This is a genomic window from Streptomyces sp. NPDC058371 (assembly GCF_042723265.1).
Lineage (GTDB): Bacteria > Actinomycetota > Actinomycetes > Streptomycetales > Streptomycetaceae > Streptomyces.
Genome location: NZ_JBHXJC010000014.1, coordinates 1 through 21,684 on the forward strand (window position 1 = coordinate 1; position 21,684 = coordinate 21,684).

Below are 21,684 nucleotides of genomic sequence, written 5' to 3' on the forward strand. Positions count from 1 at the left end.
CCCCCAGAAGACAGCACAGCCGGTAGGGCGACGGGCGGATGTACCGGCACGGACCCGACCCACCCACCACCGGACGGCGAACCACCCACCCACCGGCACCGGCACCCGGCGACCGACACCCACCGGCACAAAGCGAACCGACCCCGCTCAAGGCGCCCCCGCCAGCGAAAGGCGCCCCCCGCCAGCAAACGTCAGCCCGGGATCAAGCCGTCGTCCCGGAGCATGGCGCGGACCTGCTCCAGGGTGGCGTCCGGGGACGGGAGGATCAGCTCCGACGGCTCCAGGGAGTCGTCGGGAAGCGGCGTACCCAGGCGGCGGACCGCCTCCAGGAGGGCGGCCAGCGTACGGCGGAAGCCGTCCTGGTCGCCGCTCTCCATGGCGGCGAGCAGCTCGTCGTCCAACTTGTTGAGTTCGGCGAGATGGCCGTCGGCCAGCTCCACCTGGCCCTCCCCCATGATCCGTACGATCATGTCGCCCTCCTCAGGCGTGGGCCCCGACTACTGCTTGTCGAAGCGTGGAGTGTCCTGGGGCTGCTGGGACTTCGACTGCCCCGAGCCGCCCTCGATCGCCTGCTGCGACGAGGAGCCGCCCGCCAGCTCCGCCTTCATCCGCTGCAGCTCCAGCTCTACATCCGTACCACCGGAGAGCCGGTCCAGCTCGCTCTGGATGTCGTCCTTGGCCAGTCCGGACTGGTCGTCGAGGGCGCCGGAGGCGAGCAGCTCGTCGATCGCGCCGGCCCGCGCCTGGAGCTGCGCGGTCTTGTCCTCGGCCCGCTGGATGGCCATGCCGACGTCGCCCATCTCCTCGGAGATGCCGGAGAAGGCCTCGCCGATCCGGGTCTGCGCCTGGGCCGCGGTGTACGTCGCCTTGATCGTTTCCTTCTTGGTGCGGAAGGCGTCGACCTTCGCCTGGAGGCGCTGGGCCGCAAGGGTGAGCTTCTCCTCCTCGCCCTGGAGGGTCTGGTGCTGGGTCTCCAGGTCGGTGACCTGCTGCTGGAGCGCGGCCCGGCGCGAGAGCGCCTCGCGGGCCAGGTCCTCACGGCCGAGCGCGAGCGCCTTGCGGCCCTGGTCCTCCAGCTTCGTCGACTGGGACTGGAGCTGGTTGAGCTGCAGCTCCAGACGCTTGCGCGAGGTCGCCACGTCGGCGACGCCGCGGCGCACCTTCTGCAGCAGCTCCAGCTGTTTCTGGTACGAGTAATCGAGGGTCTCGCGCGGGTCCTCGGCCCGGTCAAGGGCCTTGTTCGCCTTCGCGCGGAAGATCATCCCCATACGCTTCATGACACCGCTCATGGGCTTCGCGCGCCCCCTTCTGACGGACTCCAGATCCAGCACCTGCAACAGAACCCACAGTACGGGCCCTGCATCCATTACCGCACTGTTCGGGGACGGATGCGCTCATCCCCAAGGACGACTGCGTACGGCCCCGCTCCGGCGTAGGGAGTAGGTGTCCCCCCAGGGTCCACGAGGGATCCTGCGGGATTCACCCGGCCGAACCGTGAGCAACGTCCGCTCTGTCCCCTACAGACGCCCGGTGTTGCCGGATCGTTCCCCAGTCCGCGGCGGTCCATGCCCCTCGCACCCCGTACCCTTGGGTTTTGTGTTCCGTAGCCGTGCCAAGGAAGAGAAGGCACCCGCCGACAAGGCGCTGGTGACCGACTCCAAGATGCCCCGTGACCCGCAGGCCCCCAAGGGTCGCCCCACGCCCAAGCGCAGTGAGGCCCAGACCCAGCGCCGCAGTGTCGCCAAAACGCCGACGACGCGGAAGGAGGGGGCCAAGCGACAGCGCGACGAGCGCCGAGTCCAGCTGGAGAAGCAGCGCCAGGCGCTGGCCAGCGGTGACGAGCGCTATCTGCCTGCCCGCGACAAGGGTCCCGTGCGCAAGTTCGCGCGTGACTTCGTGGACTCCCGGTTCTGCGTCGCCGAGTTCTTCCTGCCGCTGGCCGTGCTGATCCTGGTGCTGAGCATGGTGCGGATCGGCTCGCTGCAGAACATCGCGCTGCTGCTGTGGCTGATCGTGATCGTGCTGATCGTGCTCGACTCGGTCGGCATCGCGATCCGCCTGAAGAAGCAGCTGAACACCCGCTTCCCCGACGCGCCCAAGAACGGCGCCGTCCGGTACGCGCTGATGCGCACGCTCCAGATGCGTCGACTCCGGCTGCCGAAGCCGCAGGTCAAGCGCGGAGAGCGGCCCTGAGCGCGACGTCTTTCTCCGGGGGCGCGGCGGATGCCTGGCTGAGCAAGCTGGGCGGGCTGCGTGATGTCGTACGACAGGAGCTGGTGGCCCGGCAGCTCGACGAGCAGATAGCGGGCCGCTTCCCGGTCGGACAGCGGCTGCGGGTCCTGGACGTCGGGATGGGCCAGGGCACCCAGGCGCTGCGCCTGGCCCGGGCCGGGCATCAGGTGACCGGTCTGGAGCAGGACGGCCGGATGCTCGCCGTGGCCCGGGAGGCGCTGGCCGCCGAGCCCGAGGGCATTCAGGGGCGTGTCCGGTTCGTCGAGGGGGACGGCCGGGAGACGGGGGTCCACTTCCTGCCGGGCAGTTTCGACGTGGTGCTGTGCCACGGCGTGCTGATGTACGTCGAGGAGCCCGACCCGCTGCTCGCGGGGCTGGCCCGGATGCTGGCGCCCGGCGGCCTGCTCTCCCTGCTGGTGCGCAACGCGGACGCGCTCGCCATGCGACCGGGCCTGTCCGGCGACTGGGCCGGTGCGGTGGGCGCGTTCGACACGGTCTCGTACACGAACCGGCTCGGACTCGACGTCCGCGCGGACCGGCTCGGCACGCTGACGGCGACCCTTGCGGGCATCGGGGCACCCTTGGGGACCTGGTACGGCGTGCGGGTCTTCACCGACACGGCGGCGGACGAGGCGACGGTCCCGCCGGACGTGGAGACGCTGCTGGCCGCGGAGGAGCGGGCAGGGCGGACGGATCCGTACCGCCAGGTCGCCGCGCTGCTGCACCTGTGCGGTGTGCGCGGCTGACGACGCCGCCGGTCCGGGGGTACGGGCCCGGGTGCCGCCTGTTCGGGTGTGCACCGGAGGCTGAACCAACCCCCAAAAGGGACACTTCGGGCATGGATGCTCTCCCTGCCCGCGCCTTCACCCGTACCCGCACCCGTACCCGAGTCCGCCGGCTCCTGCCCGCGGCGGCCTTCGTCTGGTGCGTGACGCTGCTGGCCGGCTGCTCCGAGTCCGGGTCCGCGTCCGGCGAGGACGGCGTGACGACGACCCAGGCGGCCGCGCCCAGGGCCGCCAACGACCTCCAGGACGACTACCAGAAGGTCATCAAGGACGTCCTGCCGTCGGTCGTGCAGATCCAGGCGAGCAGCGATCTGGGGTCCGGGGTCGTGTACGACGGCAACGGCCACATCGTCACCAACGCCCACGTGGTCGGGAACGAGAAGACGTTCAAGGTGACGACGGCCAACAGCGAGGACGTGCTGACGGCGCGGCTCGTCTACTCGTACCCGGAGCAGGATCTGGCCGTCATCAAGCTGGAGAAGGTGCCGGACGGGCTGAAGGCAGCCACCTTCGCCGACTCCTCGAAGGTGGCGGTGGGCCAGATCGTCCTGGCGATGGGCTCCCCGCTCGGGCTGTCGTCCAGCGTGACGCAGGGCATCGTGTCGGCGACCGGGCGGACCGTCAGCGAGGGCAGCAGCGGCGGCGGCACCGGGGCGACCATCGCGAACATGGTGCAGACGTCGGCCGCGATCAACCCCGGCAACAGCGGGGGCGCCCTCGTCGACCTGGACGGCCAGGTGATCGGCATCCCGACCCTGGCCGCCTCGGACCCGGGCCTGGGCAGCGCCGCGCCCGGCATCGGCTTCGCGATCCCCTCGTCGATGGTGAAGACGGTCGCCGACCAGATCATCAAGGACGGCAAGGTGACCGACTCGGGGCGGGCCGCGCTCGGCATCACGGGCCGGACGGTGGTCGACGACAACTACACGGCCGCCGGCGTCGCCGTGGTGGACGTCAAGGACGGCGGCGCGGCCGCCAAGGCGGGCATCCAGCCCGGGGACATCATCACCGGACTCGGCGGCACGGACATCAGTTCGATCACCTCGCTGTCCGAGGCGCTGGCCGCCGAGAAGCCCGGCGACCGGACGAAGCTGACGTACACGCGGGGCGGGGTCGCGAAGACCGTCGACGTCACCCTGGGCGAGCAGTGAGCGGGGCTGCCGGGAGCGGTACTCCCGGCAGCCCCGTGGGCCTGCGCGCGCGACTCCCGGTACGGGACCTACGCGTCCTCGGCGTGCAGGCTCATCGGCCCGTAGATCTTCGTGGTGTCCTCGAACAGCAGGACCTGGTCGGCCCCGCCCTCCGCCAGATCCTTCCAGTGCTCCCCGATCCAGGACTCGGCGTCCCCCTGCGTGGTGAACTCCTCGGGCGCGACCGAGGGCTGGACCTCCGCCCCGTCGGCCTTCTCGAACCGCCACGTCCATGCCGCCATGTACGCCTCCCAGGTATGAGCACACTGCACAGCAGTCCCCGGACAAGATCCGGTTCCTCTCCGAAGCCTAGCCGGACGCGCAAGACCAGCACCGACAGGCGAAAATCATCCCCGTGGAACTGACTCTGCTCGGCACCGGCGCCCCGGCGGGCCTCCCCCGCCCCGACTGTCCCTGCGCGGCCTGCGCCACCGCGGTCGGCGCGGACGCGCGGGCGGCGACCGCGCTGCTGGTGGACGGGACGCTGCTGCTCGACCTCACGCCCGGCGCCGCGTTCGCGGCCGCCCGCGCGGGCCATTCGCTGGGCGGCGTACGGCAGGTGCTGCTGTCGCACCCGCACAACGGGCCGGCGGTGGAGGTCCCCGCGGGCCTCCCGCAGCCCGGACGGGTGCCCGACGGACGGGAGTTGGCGCTGCTCACCGGGCACCGGGTGCGGGCGCTGCCGATGGACGCGCCGGGGACCGGGTACGCGGTGACGGGCCCCGAAGGCCTGCGGCTGCTGTATCTGCCGCCGGGCGCGGCGCCCGCCGGACTCGACGAGAACGGCGAGCCGTACGACATGGTGGCCCTCGATGTCGTGGGCCGCCCGGACGCGTTGGCGAAGCTGCGCGCGGTCGGTGCGGTCGGGCCGACGACGGACGTCATCGCCGTGCATCTCGACCACGACGTGCCGCCGGGGGCCGAACTGCGCCGCCGGCTCGCCGCCGCCGGGGCACGGGCGGTGCCGGACGGTACGACGCTCGCGGTGGGCGTCTACGAGGACGTGCCGGACGTGCCGCGCCGCACGCTGGTCCTCGGCGGCGCCCGCTCCGGCAAGTCCGTGGAGGCCGAGCGGCGCCTGGAGGCGTTCCCCGCGGTGCTGTACGTGGCGACGGGCGGCACCCGTGACGGCGACGGCGAGTGGGCGTCGCGTGTGCACGCCCACCGCGAGCGCCGCCCCGGGTCCTGGCGTACGACCGAGACCTGCGACCTCGTACCGCTGCTCGCGGCGGACGGCCCCCCGCTGCTCGTCGACTGTCTGTCCCTGTGGCTGACGGACGCGATGGACGCGGTCGACGCGTGGGACGACGCGGAGTGGGCGAGCGGCGGTGAACGCGCTCTGCGCAAGCGGGTGGCCGAGCTGACGGGCGCCGTGCGCGCCACCCGCCGCACCCTTGTCGCCGTCTCGAACGAGGTCGGCTCCGGAATCGTCCCGGCCACGGCGTCCGGCCGCCGCTACCGCGACGAACTGGGGCGGCTGAACGCGGCGTTCGCGGCGGAGTGCGAGCAGGTGCTGCTGGTGGTGGCGGGGCAGGCGCTGCCGCTTCGGGGCTGACGGCGGCCGGGACCGGGCGCCGACGGCGGCTCAGGCGGTACGACGGGCGATGATCCGGTACGTGTTCGAGAAGCGGGTCCGGCTGAACAGCGGGGCGAGGGCGTGGTCCAGGGCGGCGGCGACGGCCAGGAAGGGGACCGTGACCCGCGTCAGCGCCGTACGGACCAGGCGCTGGAGTTCGGTGGGGGGCTTGGCCCGCCAGGGGGCGTCGATGTCCGGCAGCAGCCGCGCGCAGAGCAGGGAGACGGCGCCCGTCAGGTCGTACGGGATGTGCGGTTCGCGGTGGTCCGTGGAGACGACCTCGAAGCCGAGGGAGGTGAGTTCGGCGAGCAGGTTGGCCAGCGGCATCAGGTGCAGGTGCTGCGGCTGGCCGTAGGAGACCCACCACTTGCCGAGCAGTGTGCCGAACACACAGGCGGGGTCCGGGACTTCGACGAGGAGGTGGCCGCCGGGGCGCAGGACCGCCAGGGCGGCGCGCAGCTCCTCGCGCGGGTCGGGGGTGTGCTCCAGGTGGTGGAACATGCTCACGACGTCGTAGCGGCCGCGCAGCCGCTCGGCGAGCTCCGGGTCGGTGAGGCGCCCGAGGTGGGCCTCCTCGATCCGCCCGGCCTCGCGCGCCTTCTCGACGCGCACGGTGAGGTCGACGCCGTCGAAGGCGGTGTAGGGGTGGACTTCGCGCGCGGTCTCCGGGAAGTGCCCGTGACCGGTGCCAACGTCCAGCCAGCTCTCCGGTTCGGGGAAGCGCAGCATCGCGCGGGCGGCGGCCCGGTGGCGTCTTCGGCTGCCGCGGGCGGCGAGGATGCGTTCCGCGAAGCCCTCGTGGCCCTCGTGGAAGTCCAGGTGGTAGAAGGCCAGGCCCTCCGCGGTGAGCCGGGGGTTCTGGAAGGCGTGGCCGCAGTCCAGGCACTCGTCGACGACGAAGGTGCCCGGCTGGTGGCGGCGCAGATCCGGGGTGCGCAGCCGGGTGCGGAGCCGCTGCGCGCCGCACCAGGGGCAGTCCTCCCTGCGGGGCTCGTGGAACCGTTCCGTGCCCAGGGCGAGTTCGCTCAGGTACGCGGCGCGGCGCGAGGCGCTCGTGTGCGGGATGGAGATCATGGCGGCTCCTGGACCCGAGGGGCAATTCACTGCAAAACGGAACGTATGGGATTCCGATCATGGGTGCAATGACGTGGCGCAGCCGTGTTCGATCGCGGCCGGTACTGTTCGGCGAATGAGCTCGCTTAATCTCGACGACTTCACCGATCTGATCGAGCGCACCGACGGTGGTGTGCGCCGCGACGCCGAGGCGCGCAGGGAGCGGCAGAGCGTGCCGCCCGGGTCGCTGGGCCGTCTCGATGAACTGAGTGAGTGGCTGGCGGCCGCGCAGTCCGCGGTGCCGGTGCGGCCGGTCGAGCGGCCTCGCCTGGTGCTGTTCGCGGGCGACCACGGAGTCGCCGAACTCGGCGTGTCGGCCCGCCCCGCGGGCACCGCCGACCAGTTGGTGCGGGCGCTCCTGGAGGGCGGCAGCCCGGCCGCGATCCTCGCCCGCCGGCTCGGCGTGCCGGTGCGCGTGGTCGACATGGCCCTGGACTGCGAGCCCGAGGCGCTGCCCGCGGACGTCGTACGGCACCGGGTGCGGCGCGGCTCCGGGCGGATCGACGTCGAGGACGCGCTGAGCACGGAGGAGGCGGAGGCGGCGTTCCTGGCGGGCGTCGCGGTCGCCGACGAGGAGGCGGACTCCGGCACCGATCTCGTCGTACTCGCCGATCTGAGCGTCGGCGGGACGACCGCGGCGGCGGTGCTGATCGCCGCGCTGTGCGGGACCGACGCCTCGGTGGTCACCGGCCGGGGCGGACGGCCCATCGACGACCTGGCGTGGATGCGCAAGTGCGCGGCGGTCCGGGACGCGCTGCGTCGCGCCCGGCCCGTCCTCGGGGACCAGTTGCAGCTGCTCGCCACGGTCGGCGGGGCCGACCTCGCGGCGATGACCGGGTTCCTGCTCCAGTGCGCGGTGCGCAAGACGCCGGTGATCCTGGACGGAGTCGTCTCCGCCGCGTGCGCCCTCGTCGGGCAGCGGATCGCCTTCCGCGCGCCGGACTGGTGGCTGGCCGGGCAGAACAGCGGGGAACCGGCGCAGGCGAAGGCGCTCGACCGGATGGCGCTGGAACCCCTGCTCGACCACGGGGTCACCGTCGGCGAGGGCGCGGGCGCGCTGCTCGCGCTCCCGCTGGTCCAGGCGGCGGCCGCGCTGGCGGCGGAGCTGCCGGAGACTCCCGACAAGGCGGAGCCGCCGGAGACTCCCGAGAAGGACGCGGAGGCCTCCGGCACGGAGCCGGAAGCGGGGACCTCCGAGAAGGACGCGGAGGCCTCCGGCACGGAACAGGCAGCGGGGACCTCCGAGGCGGACGCCGAGGACTCCGGCACGAAGCCGGAGACCCCCGGGCCGGTACCGGAAAAGGAATAACCCGGAACCGGTCCTGCCGGTCCCGCACCGCCGGAATCCGCCGTCTCCGCCCAGCGCCGGGACGGCGGATTTCCCCTGCCTCCGCCATGACCCGAAGCCCGGAGAACCCGCAGTCACGGCGTGCCTCCACCATGGGAGAACGACCCATATCATCGCCCTTTATGGGAGATGCCCGAATTGCCGCTGTACACGAACGGGTTCCGGCCCGCCACGGCCACGGGGACCGCCGGTCCACCGGGACCTCCCGGAGAGCCGCCGCCTTCGCCGTCTGGTACGCGCGGACCGTCGCGTTCGTCAACTTCCTGAGCGCCGCCTGGGTGTCCCTCGGACAGGACGTGCGGCGGCACAACACGGAGAACTACTTCACGCCGTATCTCCTGACGGCGGGGTTCGCGTCCGGGGTGTTCACGATGTTCCTCGCCCTCACCCTGCGCCGCCGCAAGCGGGCCGCGTGGATTCTGAACCTCGTCCTCAGCGGGCTGTTCCTGATGCTGTTCGCCTTCGCGATGGCCTTCCCGGAGATCCGGCAGTACCCGCAGAACTGGATCTCGCTCGGTCTGACCGCGGCCTTCGTCGCCGCGCTCCTCGTCGGCCGCCGGGAGTTCTACGCGAAGGGCGACCGCTCGAACCCGAAGCTCGCCGCGGCCGTAGCGGTCGGCGGTCTGCTGGTCACCTCACTGCTCGCCGCCCTCCTGGTCACGGTCACCAACCACGCGCACGACGCGCACCGTTCGACCTTCCTGGACCGGTGGCGCTACGGCACCCTGCGGCTCGTCTCGGTCGCCGCCGACGACGCGCACGTCCCCGGGATCACGACTCCCAACTGGGTCAACGTCACCATCAACGTGTTCAGCACCTTGCTGGTGCTCGCCGTCTTCTACGCGGCCTTCCGCTCCCGCCGCGCCGTCGACCCGCTCACCGAGGACGACGAGAAACAGCTGCGGCAGCTGCTGGAGAGGAACGGCGACCGGGACTCGCTCGGCTACTTCGCCCTGCGGCGCGAGAAGAGCGTGGTGTGGTCGCCGACCGGCAAGGCGGCGGTGGCGTACCGGGTCGTGGGCGGTGTCTCGCTGGCGTCCGGCGACCCGATCGGCGACCCCGAGGCCTGGCCCGGCGCCATCGAGCCGTGGCTCGCCGAGGCGCGCGCGCACGGCTGGATCCCGGCGGTGATGGGCGCGAGCGAGGAGGCGGGCACCATTTACGCCCGCCATGGGCTGGACGCGCTGGAGCTGGGTGACGAAGCCCTGGTGGAGACCGCCGAGTTCACCCTCGAAGGACGGGCCATGCGCACGGTCCGGCAGGCCTACAACCGGGTGAAGCGGGCGGGTTACGAGGTCCGGATCCGGCGGCACGAGGACATCCCCGCCGAGGAGATGGCGTACCTGCTGCGGCGCGCCGACGACTGGCGGGACGGCGCCACGGAACGCGGCTTCAGCATGGCCCTCGGCCGGCTCGGCGACCCCGAGGACGGGCAGTGCGTGATGCTCGAATGCACGGACGCGCACGGGGAGTTGAGGGCCGTGCTGTCCTTCGTGCCGTGGGGACCGAACGGGCTCTCCCTCGACCTCATGCGACGCGACCGCGATTCCGAGAACGGCCTGATGGAGTTCATGGTGATCGAACTCCTGCGGCGCGCCCGGGAGATCGGGATCACTCAGGTCTCGCTCAACTTCGCGATGTTCCGCTCGGTCTTCGAACGTGGCGCGCGCCTCGGTGCGGGACCGGTGCTGCGGCTGTGGCGCTCGCTGCTCAGCTTCTTCTCGCGCTGGTGGCAGATCGAGTCGCTGTACCGCGCGAACGCCAAGTACCGGCCCATCTGGGAGCCGCGGTTCCTGCTCTTCGAGAAGAGCGCGGACCTGCTGCGCATCGGCGTCGCCTCGGCGCGTGCCGAGGGCTTCCTGGAGGCGCCGGGCCTGCCGAAGTGGCTGCACCGCAAGCATCTGGAGTCGCACCGATGAGAGACGACGTGAGCGCGGCCGCGCGGACCGCCCGGTGAGGGCACTCGCCCGCCCGGCCCGCGCCGAATGGGGAGCGCTGTACGTCACCGTGCGCGCGGCCCTGGCGGCCAGGGGGCGGCGGGCGATCCCGATGACCCTCGGGGCCGTGTGCCTCACGGCGCTCCTGCAGTTCGTGCAGAACCAGTCCTGGGGCTTCCGGTTCGTCCAGAACATCGGTTCCGTACGGGCCCAGGACCCGCTGTGGCTCGCCCTGCTGCGCACCCCGCTCTCCCTCTTCGTGCCGGCCCTGGATCTCCCCGTGTGGGGCGCCCTGGCCCAGATCCTCATCGTGTTCGGGATCGCGGAGATCTGTCTGGGCTGGTGGCGCACGCTCGTCCTCGCGTACGTGGCCACGCTGGCCGGCACGCTCTACGCGCGCGTGGGCATCGCGCTCGGCCCCCACCACCCGCTGGGGCTGCCCGCCTCGGACGCACAGATCGTCGACACCGGGCCCTCGGCGGCCGTCGTCGGGCTCGCCGTCTTCGTCGGCTGGCGGTTCGGCGCGTACGTCACGGCCGGGCTGGTGATCGCGTCGATGCTCGTCGAGGTGGCGTTCAAGGACAACCTGGCGGGCAAGGAGCATCTGGCGGCCATCGCGGCGGTGCTGGTGGTGTGCGGCGTCTCAGCGCTGCGCCACCGGCGTCACCGGCGTCACCGGCCGCCGGGCAGCGAGCGGGCGGGCTCGGGGTCCGGCTTGCCGCCGATCCACTCCTGAAGCCTGCGGCGGGGGCGCGCCCAGCGGCGGTCGTGGTGGTAGGCGCGCAGGCTCGACCTGGCCCGGGCGCGCGGCCGCCGGCGGTAGAAGCGCTTGGCCCAGGGCGAGCCCGGGCGGGCCAGCCGGATCGCGCCGACCAGCGCGACGAGCGGGACGATCACACCGAAGATCGCCGTACGTCCTTTGCCTTTGCTCAGGGCGAGCAGCGCGAACAGGAAGTTGACCGCGACGCTCACGACGACGCCGCCGCGGTCCTGGAGCTCCTGCTGGCTCAGGTCGTTGACCCCGAAGGGCAGGAAACCGCCGAGCACCAGCCCCACCAGGGCCGCCGTGACCACCACGACCTCGACGCTCTTGCGGCCGGCCTCGGACCAGTAGACGTCGTCGAGGTGCAGGATCAGCGCGAACTCGTCCAGCACCAGGCCCGCGCCCATCCCGAAGACCACCGCGAAGGCACCGGCGCCGAAGCCGTGCCGGGCGCTGGCCACCGCGCCGAAGCCGCCGATCACGGTCAGCACGACGCCGGGGACCACGTGGTGGATGTGCAGACCCCCGGCCTTGACGTTGCCGAACGGTCCCTTGCCCGCGCGGATCAGCCGGACGACGACCCGGGTGATCACGAAGGTCAGCACGAAGGAGGCGAGTGCCAGCAGCAGGGGGAGCTTGCCCGGCTCGACGATGTTGCGATGCAACCAATGACCCATATGCGAACTTTATCCATGGCCGCCGTACCCGCTCCTCGCCCGGCCGGATAACCTGCGCCGGTGTCCAGGACCCCCCTCGCCGACGGCCTTCGCTTCGCGTTCGGCACCCTCACCGTGCTGCCGGTCGTAGTGACCCGCTGGGATCGCGGGGCCGCGCGCGGCGGGATGCTGTGCGCGCCCGTGGCCGGGCTGGTGGTGGGGCTGGGCGCCGCCGCCTCGGGCGTGCTGCTGCTGGCCCTGGGCGCGGGCCCGCTGCTCGCCGCCGTGGCCGGCGCCGCCGTACCGGCCGCGCTCACCCGGGGACTGCACCTCGACGGACTCGCCGACACCGCGGACGGGCTGGGCAGCGGGAAGCTCGCCGAGGACGCCCTGCGGATCATGAAGCAGTCGGACATCGGCCCGTTCGGCGTGGTCACCCTGCTGTTCGTGCTGCTCGCCCAGGTGGCCGCACTTTCCCAGGCGTACGACGTGTCGTGGGCGCGGGGGGCGTGCGCGACGGTCGTCTCGGCGGTCGCGGCCCGGCTCGCGCTCACGCTGGCCGCCCGCAAGGGGGTGCCCCCGGCCCGGCCCGAGGGTCTGGGCGCGGCCGTCGCGGGCACGGTGCCCGTGCGGGACGCGCTGCTCGTGGCGGCCGTGGTGGTGGGCGCGGCGGCAGGCACGGGCGCGCTCTTCGGGACGTACGGCATCGTGCGGGGCGCGCTCGCGGTGCTCGCCGCCTGCGCCGTGGCCGAACTGCTGCTGCGTCACTGTGTCCGCCGGTTCGGGGGCGTCACGGGCGACGTCTTCGGCGGGCTCGCGGAGACCGCGGCGACGACGGCACTGTTCGTGCTGTCCCTCCATCGCTGAGGGCCGCGGCCCACGTCCCGCGCCCCCCATCCCGCCACCGGACCGGGCGGTCTGTCACCGCCCTGAAACGATCACCGGCAACCCGTCGATCCGGCGCCGTACGGCCATTAATCTGAGCCGCCGAACAGACAAGAGATCGTGATCGGGGGACGTCTGTGCCGAAATTTCGCCGTGCCACGGCCTGGCTCATCGACTTCGCGCTGGTGCTCGCGGCGGCGTCCGCGCTCGCCGTGCTCACCTTCCACCGGATATCCGCGCTCGTGACGGACGTGCCCGAGCTGGCGACGCGGGGCGGCTGGGACCTCCTCACCTCGCGCGGCGACGTCATCGACGCCTCCGAGGGCTTCGGGATCCATGTGTGGGAAAAGGTGGTCCGCGATGTGGAGCAGGCCTTCGGACTGCTGGTCGTCGCCACCTTCCTCTACCAGTGGGCCGCGCTCGCCCTCGCCGGCCGCACCGTCGGCAAGGCCCTGCTCGGTCTGAAGGTCACGCCGAGCCGCCCGCGCCGGGCCGCACTGCGGGCGGCGGTGACGACGACCGCCGATGTCGCCGTGTACGCGCTGGCCTGTGTGCTGCTGGTCGAGGGCGAGTTCGTGCTCTCGGTGCTGGTGTGGGCCGTCGCCGTCGTGATCTTCTTCCTCAACGCGCTGCCGGTGCTCTCGCCGACCCGGCGCTCACTGGCCGACCGGCTGGCCGGGACGGCGGTCACGGGCTTCGGGCTCAGCACGCCCGCCGCCACACCCCCAGTGCGTACTTTTTGAGCATCGAGCTCAGCTTCATACGGCGGGCCTCCGGACAGAAGCTGTCGGTGCCGAGCTCGTACTCGACGTGAAAGACGGCCTTGCCCGCCTTGATGAACGGCTCCAGTTCTCCGCACTCCTCGTACTGGGCGCACTGTTCGTTGACCGCGAAGTCGAAGTCCCCCACCAGCTGGGGGACTTGGCCGAGGTCGTTCTTCAGTCCGACGGCGAGACCGCGTTCGTGGGCCAGTTCGGCGACGAGCCGGTTGTAGCGGAGCTGGTCGGCGGCCTTGAGCGGGAAGCCGGTGCGATTGCGGTAGCCGTCCATGTTGTCCGGCTCCACCGCGTCGAAGCCCTTCTCACGGCACATGTCGATCCGGGACGCCAGCAGAGGCCTCAGGACATCGGTGCGGCGGATGTCGAGCCAGCGCTCGCCCTGCCAGCCGTTGCCGCGCCCCAGCACGGACTGGGGGAACTTCTCGGCATCCGGGCGGAACTCCTCCCAGGCGCCGGTCGACAGATAGCAGATGGCCTTGCGGCCGTCGCGGTGCAGCCCTGCGACCGTCGCCCTGGAGTGGTCGAAGCCGTCGATGTCGTAGACCGGGACGTCGACGGAGGTGTCGAGGCGTCCGCTGAGCTGCCACTGCCAGGCGGTGCCGGGGCGCGGCTGCCAGCGGGCGGCCGGTTCCTTGTCGTCGGAACCGCTCGTGCAGCCCGCGATCAGCAGCAGCAGTACGGCAAGCAGGGCGGGGCGTTTCATCGAGCGGACTCCAGGGCGTGCGGCAACGTACCCCAAGGATGATCGCCGACGCCCGGCACCGCGCAGTGCACGGTGGCCCCCCGCGCCCGGGCCGGCCCCGCGAGGTCGACGCCGCGCGGCACCCCGTAGACGAGGTGGCACAGGCGCGTGCCGGCGCCCTGCCACGGCGGGAAACGTTGGGTGCGGTACGTCTCCCAGCTGCCCTCGAAGGTCACCAGGAGATCGGCGACCCTGGCGTACGAGGGGTGTGGTGCCGTGCCGTGGTTGAGGACGAGGGTGCCGCAGCCGGCGCCCCAGGCCGCCGCGGCGAGCCGCCGGTAGTACCCGAACTCGGCGATTCCCGCGGCCGCCTGGTCGAAAAACGCGCCGTCGGCGCCGTACCAGGAGCGGTGCCGGGCCAGGTCGCGGACGACCTCGGCGTGCGGTCTGCGGCCGTAGTCCGTGTCGGTGTACCCGAGCACCCGTACGTCCGCCGCGCGCAGCCGGGCCGCGACGTCCGCGAAGGCCGGGTCGGGGCCTTCGCCGGGCCCGCTGGCCGGATTCAGCACGACCCCGTACAGGCGGGGTGCAGCGGCGACGATCGCCCGCCATTCGGCGGGGCGGACGGCCGGATGCTCGTAGTAGGGGACAAGGAGGGTCCCCGGCCCGGTGGGCGTGCTCATCGGTGGGCCGTCGCCCTCCCCAGCAGCCCGCAGACGAGTCCCGCCAGGACGGCGGCCGCCGCGCCGTACACGATCAGGCCGACCCGGTGCGGGCTGCCCGCGTCGGCCGCCAGGGTCACGGTCAGGGCCAGCGCCGCGAGGCAGCAGACCACGGCGGCGCTCAGGACAGCACCGAAGGACTGGAGCAGCAGCCCGGTCCAGAGCACCACACCCAGCAGGAGCAGCCCCGCCAGCCGGCTGCCGCCCACGCCCGGCGCGTGCGGCCACAGCGCGGAGGTGGCGAGGCCCAGGGCGAACAGCGCCGCCAGGTATCCGGTGAGGCACTGGACCAGGGTGCGCGCGGTGGTCCGCCAGAAGTCCCTCGACGTGCTGCTGGAGCGCAGTCCGGCGAGGCTGCCGCTGCGGAACCGGTGGAGCAGCCACTCGGCCGGGCCCATGCTGAGCGTCAGGGCGACCGCGGCCGGCGCGGCCACCGCGGTGTGCGTGCCCGCCAGTACGTCCCCGAGCGCCGCGTACAGCACGAGGACCCCGCTGCCGAGCCCGAAGAGGGCGTACGGCAGGGACCCGGCGAGCCAGGGCGCGGCCGACCTCGGCCGGTGCGCGGGGTCGCTGCCGAACATCCCGAAGGGCAGCAGCGCCGCCCAGCCGGCGGCCCAGCTCCCCTCCCCCAACTCCCGTACTGCGGGCGCCACTTCGAGCAGGGCGAGCAGGGCGACGGCGGCGAGCGAGCCGAGCAGCAGGGCCAGTCTCGCCAGGTCCGGCACCGGGTGGACGAGCGCCAGGACCGCACCGGCGGCCATCGGCAGCAGGGCCCCGAGCAGGGCTCGTTCGCGGCCCAGCACCAGCAGGACGGTGGCGGCGGCGAGGTAGCAGGACTGCCCGGCGGCGAAGGCGACCCCGCCGGGGTGTGCCGTGCCCGCCGCGGCCAGGGCGACCACCGAACCGAGCAGCGCCCCCACGGGGGCACCGACCAGCAGCGAGCGGCGGGCGGCGGCGCGGTCGCCGAGGCCCAGCCAGGAGTACGCCCGGTGGGCGAGCCCCTGGTTCCAGGTCCAGCCGCAGAGGGCACCGGCCAGCAGCGGGATCGTCCCGGCCGGGAGGCCCAGGCCGTCGTGCGGGCCGGCGAGGAGCGGTGCGCCCAGGACGTATCCGAGGCCGGGCAGGGCGAAGACCACACCGCGCAGCAGACAGCCGAGGAGGCCGATCTGCCACGGGTCGTGGACCGGTCCCGCGGGCTCGGGATGGCGGCGCTCGACCCGCTCGAAGAGTTCCTCGGCGAGGGCGAAGGAGTTCCTGCATCCGTAGCGCTCGCGTATCTGGTCGTCCGACATGCCGTCGGACTCCAGCAGCGCGGCTATCTCGTCGGGGTGGACGGCCGCCGCTATGAAGTCGTCGAGGCGCGCGGCGAGTTCGTCGACCGGGTCGGGGCCTGCCCAGCTGGGCGCGCGGCGCTGCCGCGGCACGTACGGGAGCGTGTCCTCGTACGTGCCGGGTGGCATCCGCAGCGAACCGCTCACCAGTCGGCCCCGTCCGTGGCGACCGCCTTGTACCAGGGGTCGCGCAGTTCGAGGGTCCAGTCGGCGACGGTCTCGACGGTGGGCTCGTACACCTCGGGCAGGCCGGCGAGCTCCTGGTAGATGGTCCGGAAGGCGTCCACGGAGCGGCGGAGTGTGAAGCGGTCGATGACCCGCTGGCGGGACAACTGGCCCAGTTCCAGGCGCCGTTCGTCGTTCCGCAGCAGGGTGAGCGCGGCGGCGGCCATCTTCTCCGGCTCGCGCGGCGGCACCACGATCCCGGTGTCCCCGACAGCCTCGCGCACTCCGCCGACGTCGGTCGACACGGTCGTACGGCCGCAGGACATGGCCTCGATGATCGAGAAGGGGAAGCCCTCGGAGATGGAGGAGAGCATCACGACATGGCCGGCCGCGTAGGCGCGCCACACCTCGCTGATCCGTCCTTCGAAGGTGAGCCCGTCGGTGATGCCGAGTTCGGCGGCGAGCTTCTCCAGCCGGGTGAGGTAGGCCTCCCCGCCGGCCGGCACCGGACCGAACAACCGCAGCCGGGTCTCGGGGAGTTCGGCGCGCACCATGCCGTAGGCGCGCAGCAGGGTCTCCAGGTCCTTGATGGGGTCGACGCGGCCGCACCAGGTGAGGGTCGGCACCTCGGGTTCGGGGCCGGCGTGGGGGAAGGCGTGCGGGTCGACGCCGTTGTAGACCGTGCGGATCTTGTCGGCGTCGGCGCCGCCGCGCTCCTCCCAGCGGCGGTTGTACTGGTTGCAGGGGGTGATGAGGTCGGCGGCGCGGTAGCCGAGGGAGTTCAGCTCGCGGTAGAAGCCGAGCATGAACGCCTTGACGGGCCAGCGCTGTTCGGCGCTGCGGTAGCCGAGGTAGCGCTCGCGCAGATAGATGCCGTGCTCGGTGAGCAGAAACGGGACGCCGTCGAGGTGGTGCGCGGCGAGGGCGGGCAGGGTGGCGAGGCCACTGCTGACCGCGTGGGCCACGGAGTCCTCGGGGATGCGCACCCCCAGCGGGCGCAGCGCGTGTTCCAGGAGGTCGGTGGCGGTCAGCGCGTCGTGCACGGTGGGCCGGGCGGCGGCCGTGGAGAGATGCGGCATCGTCCAGATCCACATCAGCGAGCGCAGCGCCGACTCGGTGCGCAGGGCCGCCGACAGCCGTCCCGCACGGGCGAGTTCGGCGAGTTCGTACAGCGACTGGCCGAAGTCGCAGTGCGCCTCCGGGTCGAGGAAGGACAGCAGGAAGCGCTCGTAGGTGTCGGTGAAACGACGGCGGGCCCGGCCCAGCGGCGCTCGGGCGCGGCCCGGCCGCGGGCCCCAGGTCGGCACGGAGGTGTGCCGGTAGATGTTGGGCGGCAGCTCCCAGGTCACGGGTTCGCGGCCGCTGCCGGTGAGCGAGACGATGTGGAAGTCGACCTCGGGCATGCCCTTCACGAGCTGGTCGCACCAGGTGCTGACCCCGCCGTGGACGTGCGGATAGGTACCTTCGGTGAGCATCGTGACATGACGGCCGGTGCGCATCATGCAGTTCCCCCCTGTGGAACATGACATACGGCTCGGTAGCGCACCCCGGCCGGTCGTGGCCGGGGTGCGCCTGGTGCTGCGGTGCCGCCCTACGAGGGCAGGGTCAGCGTGAGAGCGGTCTGCAGCAGTTCCGGCGTGGTCCAGGCCGAGAGCTCTCCCGCGTACGGCGTCCCGAACGCGGTGGTGCCGAGCAGGGTGTTCTTCTTGGTCCCCACGGGTGCGGTCACCGGGATGTGGGTCCCGGACGGAGCGGTGACGGTGACGGTCGTGCCGACGCGGTACGCGCTGACACTGCCGTTGTCGACGGCGCTCTGCCAGCCGGCCCGGTACTTGAGCTCGGTGCCGATCGCACTCTGCCGAGGGTTCTCCAGTGGGGTGTTGTCGGCGTAGAGCGCCCGGTAGTCGGCGAGGACCTCGTCCAGGACCGGGTACAGCAGCCGGTCCTCGGACAGGTTGGACTGGTGCGCGTAGTGCGGTCGCGGGTCGTTGCTGATGGCGTGTCCGAGCGCCGTGCGGGCCTCCTGCGGCACGATGTACGACTCGTATCCGGTACTGGTGGACAGGGGCTCGGACAGACACGTGGACGTGGGGTTGTCCTCGCAGAGGCCGCTGCCGCCGTCGGCCTTCGAGGTGTAGATCCAGTTGTACTCGTCGGCCATCTCGGCCTTGGTGCCGGTGTTGTAGTACACGTTCATCGGGTAGCGGGGCACGGTCAGCGCGCTGCCGGCCGCACGCTGCGCCGGCTCGCGGGAGTTGTCCGATGCCGTCCACTTGACGCCGTTGTCGGCGAGGGCACCGGCCAGGTTCGGGTTGTCGGCGGGCTGCTGCGGCAGCGACTTCAGACCCGAGTGCTCGCCGGTCACCAGCTCGGTGCGGTCGGTCGAAAGGCCGTGGGTGAGCGCCCAGTTGTAGTTGTTGCTGATCTCCGCCGAGATGTCGGCGCGGCTCACGTACTGGGTCGAGCCGTCGGCGTTCTTCGCACAACTCCACGGCACCGTCGAGGTGTCCTGGACGCAGCCGAGGAACGCATGCGTGTACGTGTGGTTCACCCAGCGGTACTTGGCCTTGTCGGCGAGCAGCTTGTCGGCGAGGGCGTCGACGTTGCCGTTCTCGCTCTTCCACTCCTCGCCCGAGCCGGCGTTGAAGACCAGGTCGAGCGTGAAGCCGCTGGCCGCCTCCCACTGGGCGGCGTAGGCCGCGTCGTCCGCGGTCATCCGGATCGGCGTGGTCCCCTCGCCGTCACCGCCCACGCAGTCGAAGTCGCCGGGCGTGCAGTTGCGCACGGTGTCCCAGCGGCTGTCGGGTGCGAGGACATCGTCGACATGGACAGAAAAGTAGTTCCTGTTCTGCCCGAGGTGTACGCCCTGCGTCAGCCATTCGACGATGCCGCGCGCCAGTACCCGGAACTGCTGCTGGTACTGGTTGTACGCGAAGGTGACCACGAGTTCGCGGCGCCCGTCGTGGGCGTACTCGCCGATGAGGCTGCCGCGGCCGGTTCCCGACGGCACGGCGATGTCGACATAGCTGGTGAAGCCCGTGCGGGGCTTCGCCACATAGCCGTAACTCTCCTGGGTGTCCGGGGCGTTGTCCTCGAACGCGACCGGGCCGTCGAGGTATCCGAAGACGCCCGCCTTGCCCTCGGTGGTGACGGCGGCCTCCCGGCCGTCCAGGCTGCCGCTCCAGCCGCCCGCGGTGGTGTAGTCGAGACCGACCTCCGGATGCGCCCAGGTGTAGGCGTCGACCTGCGGGATGCCGAACGTCTTCTCGTATGTCTCCAGGGCCGTCTGCTCGGCCGAGCCCGAGCCGAACGGCGCCTCGTTGGGCAGGACCACGCCCTGGTACTTGGCCCGGGGCGTACCGCTCACCGTGTCGCTCAGGAACGCCGTGTCGATGGTCGGGCGGCCCGAGTCGTCGAGTTCCACGGTGGTGTACGGGATGCCGGTGTTCCTCAGTTCGGCGGTGATGGCCTCGACGGGGCTGTCCCCGTTGTCCACCACCAGCACCTTGAGATCGATCCGCGGTGCCGGTGCGGCCGACGCTCCGGGCGCCCCCAGCCCCAGCACCAGCAGACCGGCGGCCGCCAGTACGGCGGCCGCGTCTCTCCATCTGTGCGCGCTCTGCGCCATGTTGGTCCCTCCCCCAGCAAGATCCTCTTGTGGTCAATACGAGGAGGATCCGTGGAAATCATGCAAAGCGGCGAGCCGTATGCTCACCGGAACCCGGGGAGTGTGACTCAGGTCACGCATTGGGGTGGGTGATAAGTGGCCACCACGCCACCGAGGGGTGAACGCCCGGCCGGATGAGCGAAACGCCGCCCGCACGTAGGCTCGTCCCGGGCACTCCCGGGCCCGGTCCCAGCCACGGCCGCGCACCGATCTAGGGTCTGTCCTACAGGCCCGGTCGACCCACCCCCGCTCGACCAGCGCAATTCAAACGGAAGCGAGATTTCACCACCGTGACTGCTCTCACTCTCAGCACCGCAGCGGTGTCCGGCCTGCGGGCCGACGCCGTCGTCGTCGGTGTCGCGAAGGGCGCCCGGGGCCCGGTCGTTGCACCGGGCGCCGAGGCCGTGGACAAGGCCTACGACGGCAGGCTCGCCGAGGTCCTGGAAACCCTGGGCGCCTCGGGTGCCGAGGGCGAGGTGACGAAGCTGCCCGCGCCGTCCGGCTTCAAGGCGCCCGTGGTGGTCGCGGTCGGCCTGGGCTCCGTCCCGGAAAAGGACGAAACCTACGGCGCCGAGTCCCTGCGCCGCGCCGCCGGAGTCGCGGCCCGCGCGCTGGCAGGGAGCAAGAAGGCCGCCTTCGCGCTGCCGCTCACGGACGCCGCCGACGCCGGCGCCGTCGGCGAGGGCGCGCTCATGGGCGCGTACACCTTCGACGCGTACAAGGAGAACGGCAAGGAGGCCAAGGCCGGCGGCAAGACTCCGCTCGCCGAGGTCACGCTGCTGGGCGGCAAGTCCCGCGACAAGGCGTTCAAGGCCGCCGTCGAGCGCGCCGTCGCCGTCACGGAGGAGCTCAACCGCGCCCGCGACCTGATCAACACCCCGCCGAACGACCTGACGCCGGAGGCCTTCGCCGCCGTCGCGCAGGCCGCGGCCAAGGAGCACGGCATCAAGGTGCAGGTGCTCGACGAGAAGGCGCTGGCGAAGGGCGGCTACGGCGGCATCCTCGGCGTCGGCGCCGGCTCCTCCGCCGCTCCCCGCCTGGTCAAGCTGTCGTACACCAGCTCCAAGGCGAAGAAGCACCTCGCCCTCGTCGGCAAGGGCATCACCTACGACTCGGGCGGCATCTCGCTGAAGCCCCCGGGCCACAACGAGACGATGAAGTGCGACATGAGCGGCGCCGCGGCGGTCTTCGCCGCGGTCGTCGCCGCCGCGCGCCTGGGCCTCGAGGTCAACGTGACCGGCTGGCTGGCGCTGGCCGAGAACATGCCCTCCGGCTCGGCGACCCGTCCCGGCGACGTGCTGCGCATGTACAGCGGCAAGACCGTCGAGGTCCTCAACACGGACGCCGAGGGCCGGCTGGTCCTCGCCGACGCCCTGTGGAAGGCCTCGGAGGAGAAGCCGGACGCGATCATCGACGTGGCGACGCTGACGGGTGCCATGGTGCTGGCCCTCGGCAACCGCCTCTTCGGCGTGATGGCCAACGACGACGCGTTCCGCACCGCGGTCGTCGAGGCCGCGGAGGAGGTCGGCGAGGAGTCCTGGCCGATGCCGCTGCCGACACACCTGCGCAAGGGCATGGACTCCCCCACCGCCGACATCGCCAACATGGGCGAGCGCATGGGCGGCGGCCTGGTGGCCGGTCTGTTCCTGAAGGAGTTCGTGGGCGAGGGCATCACCTGGGCCCACCTCGACATCGCGGGACCGGCCTACAACGAGCAGGGCCCCTTCGGCTACACCCCGAAGGGCGGCACCGGCTCCGCCGTGCGCACCCTGGTCCGCCTGGCCGAGCTCACGGCGGCGGGGGACCTGGGCTGAGCGGCTTCGCTGAGCAGCCGGCGCCTCACGGCGAGTGAG

The 21,684-nt window shown here is 72.1% G+C and carries 20 protein-coding genes; 10 read left to right on the forward strand and 10 right to left on the reverse strand.

Annotated features, from left to right (window positions below; translation table 11 throughout):
* Nucleotides 1–191: 191 nt before the first annotated feature.
* Both ACFWM2_RS31455 and ACFWM2_RS31460 read right to left on the reverse strand, forming a co-directional pair.
* Complete coding sequence (locus ACFWM2_RS31455; protein WP_383287002.1) at nt 192–470, reverse strand: hypothetical protein; 279 nt, start codon at nt 468–470, stop codon at nt 192–194.
* Nucleotides 471–497: 27 nt separating this feature from the next.
* Nucleotides 498–1,289 (reverse strand): PspA/IM30 family protein, encoded by a 792-nt coding sequence (locus tag ACFWM2_RS31460; protein WP_383287004.1) that lies wholly within the window; start codon nt 1,287–1,289, stop codon nt 498–500.
* Between the two features lie 307 nt (nt 1,290–1,596).
* On the opposite strand from ACFWM2_RS31460, the gene ACFWM2_RS31465 reads away from it, so the two are divergent.
* The 3 genes from ACFWM2_RS31465 (at nt 1,597) to ACFWM2_RS31475 (ending at nt 4,168) form a co-directional block, all read left to right on the forward strand.
* Entirely contained in the window at nt 1,597–2,193 is a 597-nt protein-coding gene (locus ACFWM2_RS31465) for a DUF3043 domain-containing protein (protein WP_383287006.1), read from the forward strand.
* Between the two features lie 83 nt (nt 2,194–2,276).
* On the forward strand, nt 2,277–2,978 hold the full coding sequence (locus ACFWM2_RS31470) for a class I SAM-dependent methyltransferase (protein ID WP_383287008.1): 702 nt from the start codon (nt 2,277–2,279) through the stop codon (nt 2,976–2,978).
* A gap of 92 nt (nt 2,979–3,070) precedes the next feature.
* A complete protein-coding gene (locus ACFWM2_RS31475; protein ID WP_383287010.1) occupies nt 3,071–4,168 on the forward strand; it encodes a S1C family serine protease in 1,098 nt (365 codons plus the stop codon).
* 68 nt (nt 4,169–4,236) lie between these two features.
* On the opposite strand, the gene ACFWM2_RS31480 is transcribed toward ACFWM2_RS31475, so the two are convergent.
* Nucleotides 4,237–4,449, reverse strand: a complete 213-nt coding sequence (locus ACFWM2_RS31480; RefSeq protein ID WP_383287012.1) for a hypothetical protein — start codon at nt 4,447–4,449, stop codon at nt 4,237–4,239.
* Between the two features lie 113 nt (nt 4,450–4,562).
* On the opposite strand from ACFWM2_RS31480, the gene ACFWM2_RS31485 reads away from it, so the two are divergent.
* Nucleotides 4,563–5,762: a bifunctional adenosylcobinamide kinase/adenosylcobinamide-phosphate guanylyltransferase gene (locus ACFWM2_RS31485; RefSeq protein WP_383287014.1), complete on the forward strand. Its 1,200-nt coding sequence runs from the start codon at nt 4,563–4,565 to the stop codon at nt 5,760–5,762.
* Between the two features lie 30 nt (nt 5,763–5,792).
* On the opposite strand, the gene ACFWM2_RS31490 is transcribed toward ACFWM2_RS31485, so the two are convergent.
* Nucleotides 5,793–6,857: a class I SAM-dependent methyltransferase gene (locus tag ACFWM2_RS31490; protein ID WP_383287016.1), complete on the reverse strand. Its 1,065-nt coding sequence runs from the start codon at nt 6,855–6,857 to the stop codon at nt 5,793–5,795.
* 115 nt (nt 6,858–6,972) lie between these two features.
* On the opposite strand from ACFWM2_RS31490, the gene cobT reads away from it, so the two are divergent.
* From cobT to ACFWM2_RS31505, 3 genes are all read left to right on the forward strand, one after another.
* A complete protein-coding gene (cobT, locus tag ACFWM2_RS31495) occupies nt 6,973–8,205 on the forward strand; it encodes a nicotinate-nucleotide--dimethylbenzimidazole phosphoribosyltransferase (RefSeq protein WP_383287018.1) in 1,233 nt (410 codons plus the stop codon).
* Nucleotides 8,206–8,366: 161 nt separating this feature from the next.
* A complete protein-coding gene (locus ACFWM2_RS31500) occupies nt 8,367–10,163 on the forward strand; it encodes a phosphatidylglycerol lysyltransferase domain-containing protein (protein ID WP_383287020.1) in 1,797 nt (598 codons plus the stop codon).
* 34 nt (nt 10,164–10,197) lie between these two features.
* Nucleotides 10,198–10,917: a hypothetical protein gene (locus tag ACFWM2_RS31505; protein WP_383287022.1), complete on the forward strand. Its 720-nt coding sequence runs from the start codon at nt 10,198–10,200 to the stop codon at nt 10,915–10,917.
* On the opposite strand, the gene ACFWM2_RS31510 is transcribed toward ACFWM2_RS31505, so the two are convergent.
* Complete coding sequence (locus tag ACFWM2_RS31510; protein ID WP_383287024.1) at nt 10,854–11,621, reverse strand: hypothetical protein; 768 nt, start codon at nt 11,619–11,621, stop codon at nt 10,854–10,856. The genes ACFWM2_RS31505 and ACFWM2_RS31510 overlap by 64 nt on opposite strands.
* 60 nt (nt 11,622–11,681) lie before the next feature.
* Here ACFWM2_RS31510 and ACFWM2_RS31515 point away from each other — a divergent pair, with 60 nt between their 5' ends.
* Both ACFWM2_RS31515 and ACFWM2_RS31520 read left to right on the forward strand, forming a co-directional pair.
* Nucleotides 11,682–12,467 carry an adenosylcobinamide-GDP ribazoletransferase gene (locus ACFWM2_RS31515; RefSeq protein ID WP_383287026.1) on the forward strand — a complete coding sequence of 262 codons (786 nt, stop codon included), beginning with the start codon at nt 11,682–11,684 and terminating at the stop codon, nt 12,465–12,467.
* 155 nt (nt 12,468–12,622) lie between these two features.
* Nucleotides 12,623–13,228: an RDD family protein gene (locus tag ACFWM2_RS31520; protein WP_383287028.1), complete on the forward strand. Its 606-nt coding sequence runs from the start codon at nt 12,623–12,625 to the stop codon at nt 13,226–13,228.
* On the opposite strand, the gene ACFWM2_RS31525 is transcribed toward ACFWM2_RS31520, so the two are convergent.
* From ACFWM2_RS31525 to ACFWM2_RS31545, 5 genes are all read right to left on the reverse strand, one after another.
* A complete protein-coding gene (locus tag ACFWM2_RS31525; protein ID WP_383287030.1) occupies nt 13,188–13,967 on the reverse strand; it encodes an endo alpha-1,4 polygalactosaminidase in 780 nt (259 codons plus the stop codon). The two genes, ACFWM2_RS31520 and ACFWM2_RS31525, sit on opposite strands and share 41 nt — an antisense overlap.
* Nucleotides 13,964–14,629 carry a spherulation-specific family 4 protein gene (locus tag ACFWM2_RS31530; protein ID WP_383287032.1) on the reverse strand — a complete coding sequence of 222 codons (666 nt, stop codon included), beginning with the start codon at nt 14,627–14,629 and terminating at the stop codon, nt 13,964–13,966. The genes ACFWM2_RS31525 and ACFWM2_RS31530 overlap by 4 nt, the downstream gene beginning before the upstream one ends.
* Nucleotides 14,626–16,146, reverse strand: a complete 1,521-nt coding sequence (locus ACFWM2_RS31535; RefSeq protein WP_383287034.1) for a hypothetical protein — start codon at nt 16,144–16,146, stop codon at nt 14,626–14,628. The genes ACFWM2_RS31530 and ACFWM2_RS31535 overlap by 4 nt, the downstream gene beginning before the upstream one ends.
* The gene (gene pelF, locus ACFWM2_RS31540; protein ID WP_383287036.1) at nt 16,143–17,666 is read right to left on the reverse strand and encodes a GT4 family glycosyltransferase PelF; all 1,524 of its coding nucleotides are present in this window, start codon (nt 17,664–17,666) and stop codon (nt 16,143–16,145) included. The genes ACFWM2_RS31535 and pelF overlap by 4 nt, the downstream gene beginning before the upstream one ends.
* A gap of 89 nt (nt 17,667–17,755) precedes the next feature.
* Nucleotides 17,756–19,792 (reverse strand): hypothetical protein, encoded by a 2,037-nt coding sequence (locus tag ACFWM2_RS31545; RefSeq protein WP_383287038.1) that lies wholly within the window; start codon nt 19,790–19,792, stop codon nt 17,756–17,758.
* 329 nt (nt 19,793–20,121) lie between these two features.
* On the opposite strand from ACFWM2_RS31545, the gene ACFWM2_RS31550 reads away from it, so the two are divergent.
* Nucleotides 20,122–21,645, forward strand: a complete 1,524-nt coding sequence (locus ACFWM2_RS31550; RefSeq protein WP_383287041.1) for a leucyl aminopeptidase — start codon at nt 20,122–20,124, stop codon at nt 21,643–21,645.
* Nucleotides 21,646–21,684 lie beyond the last annotated feature (39 nt).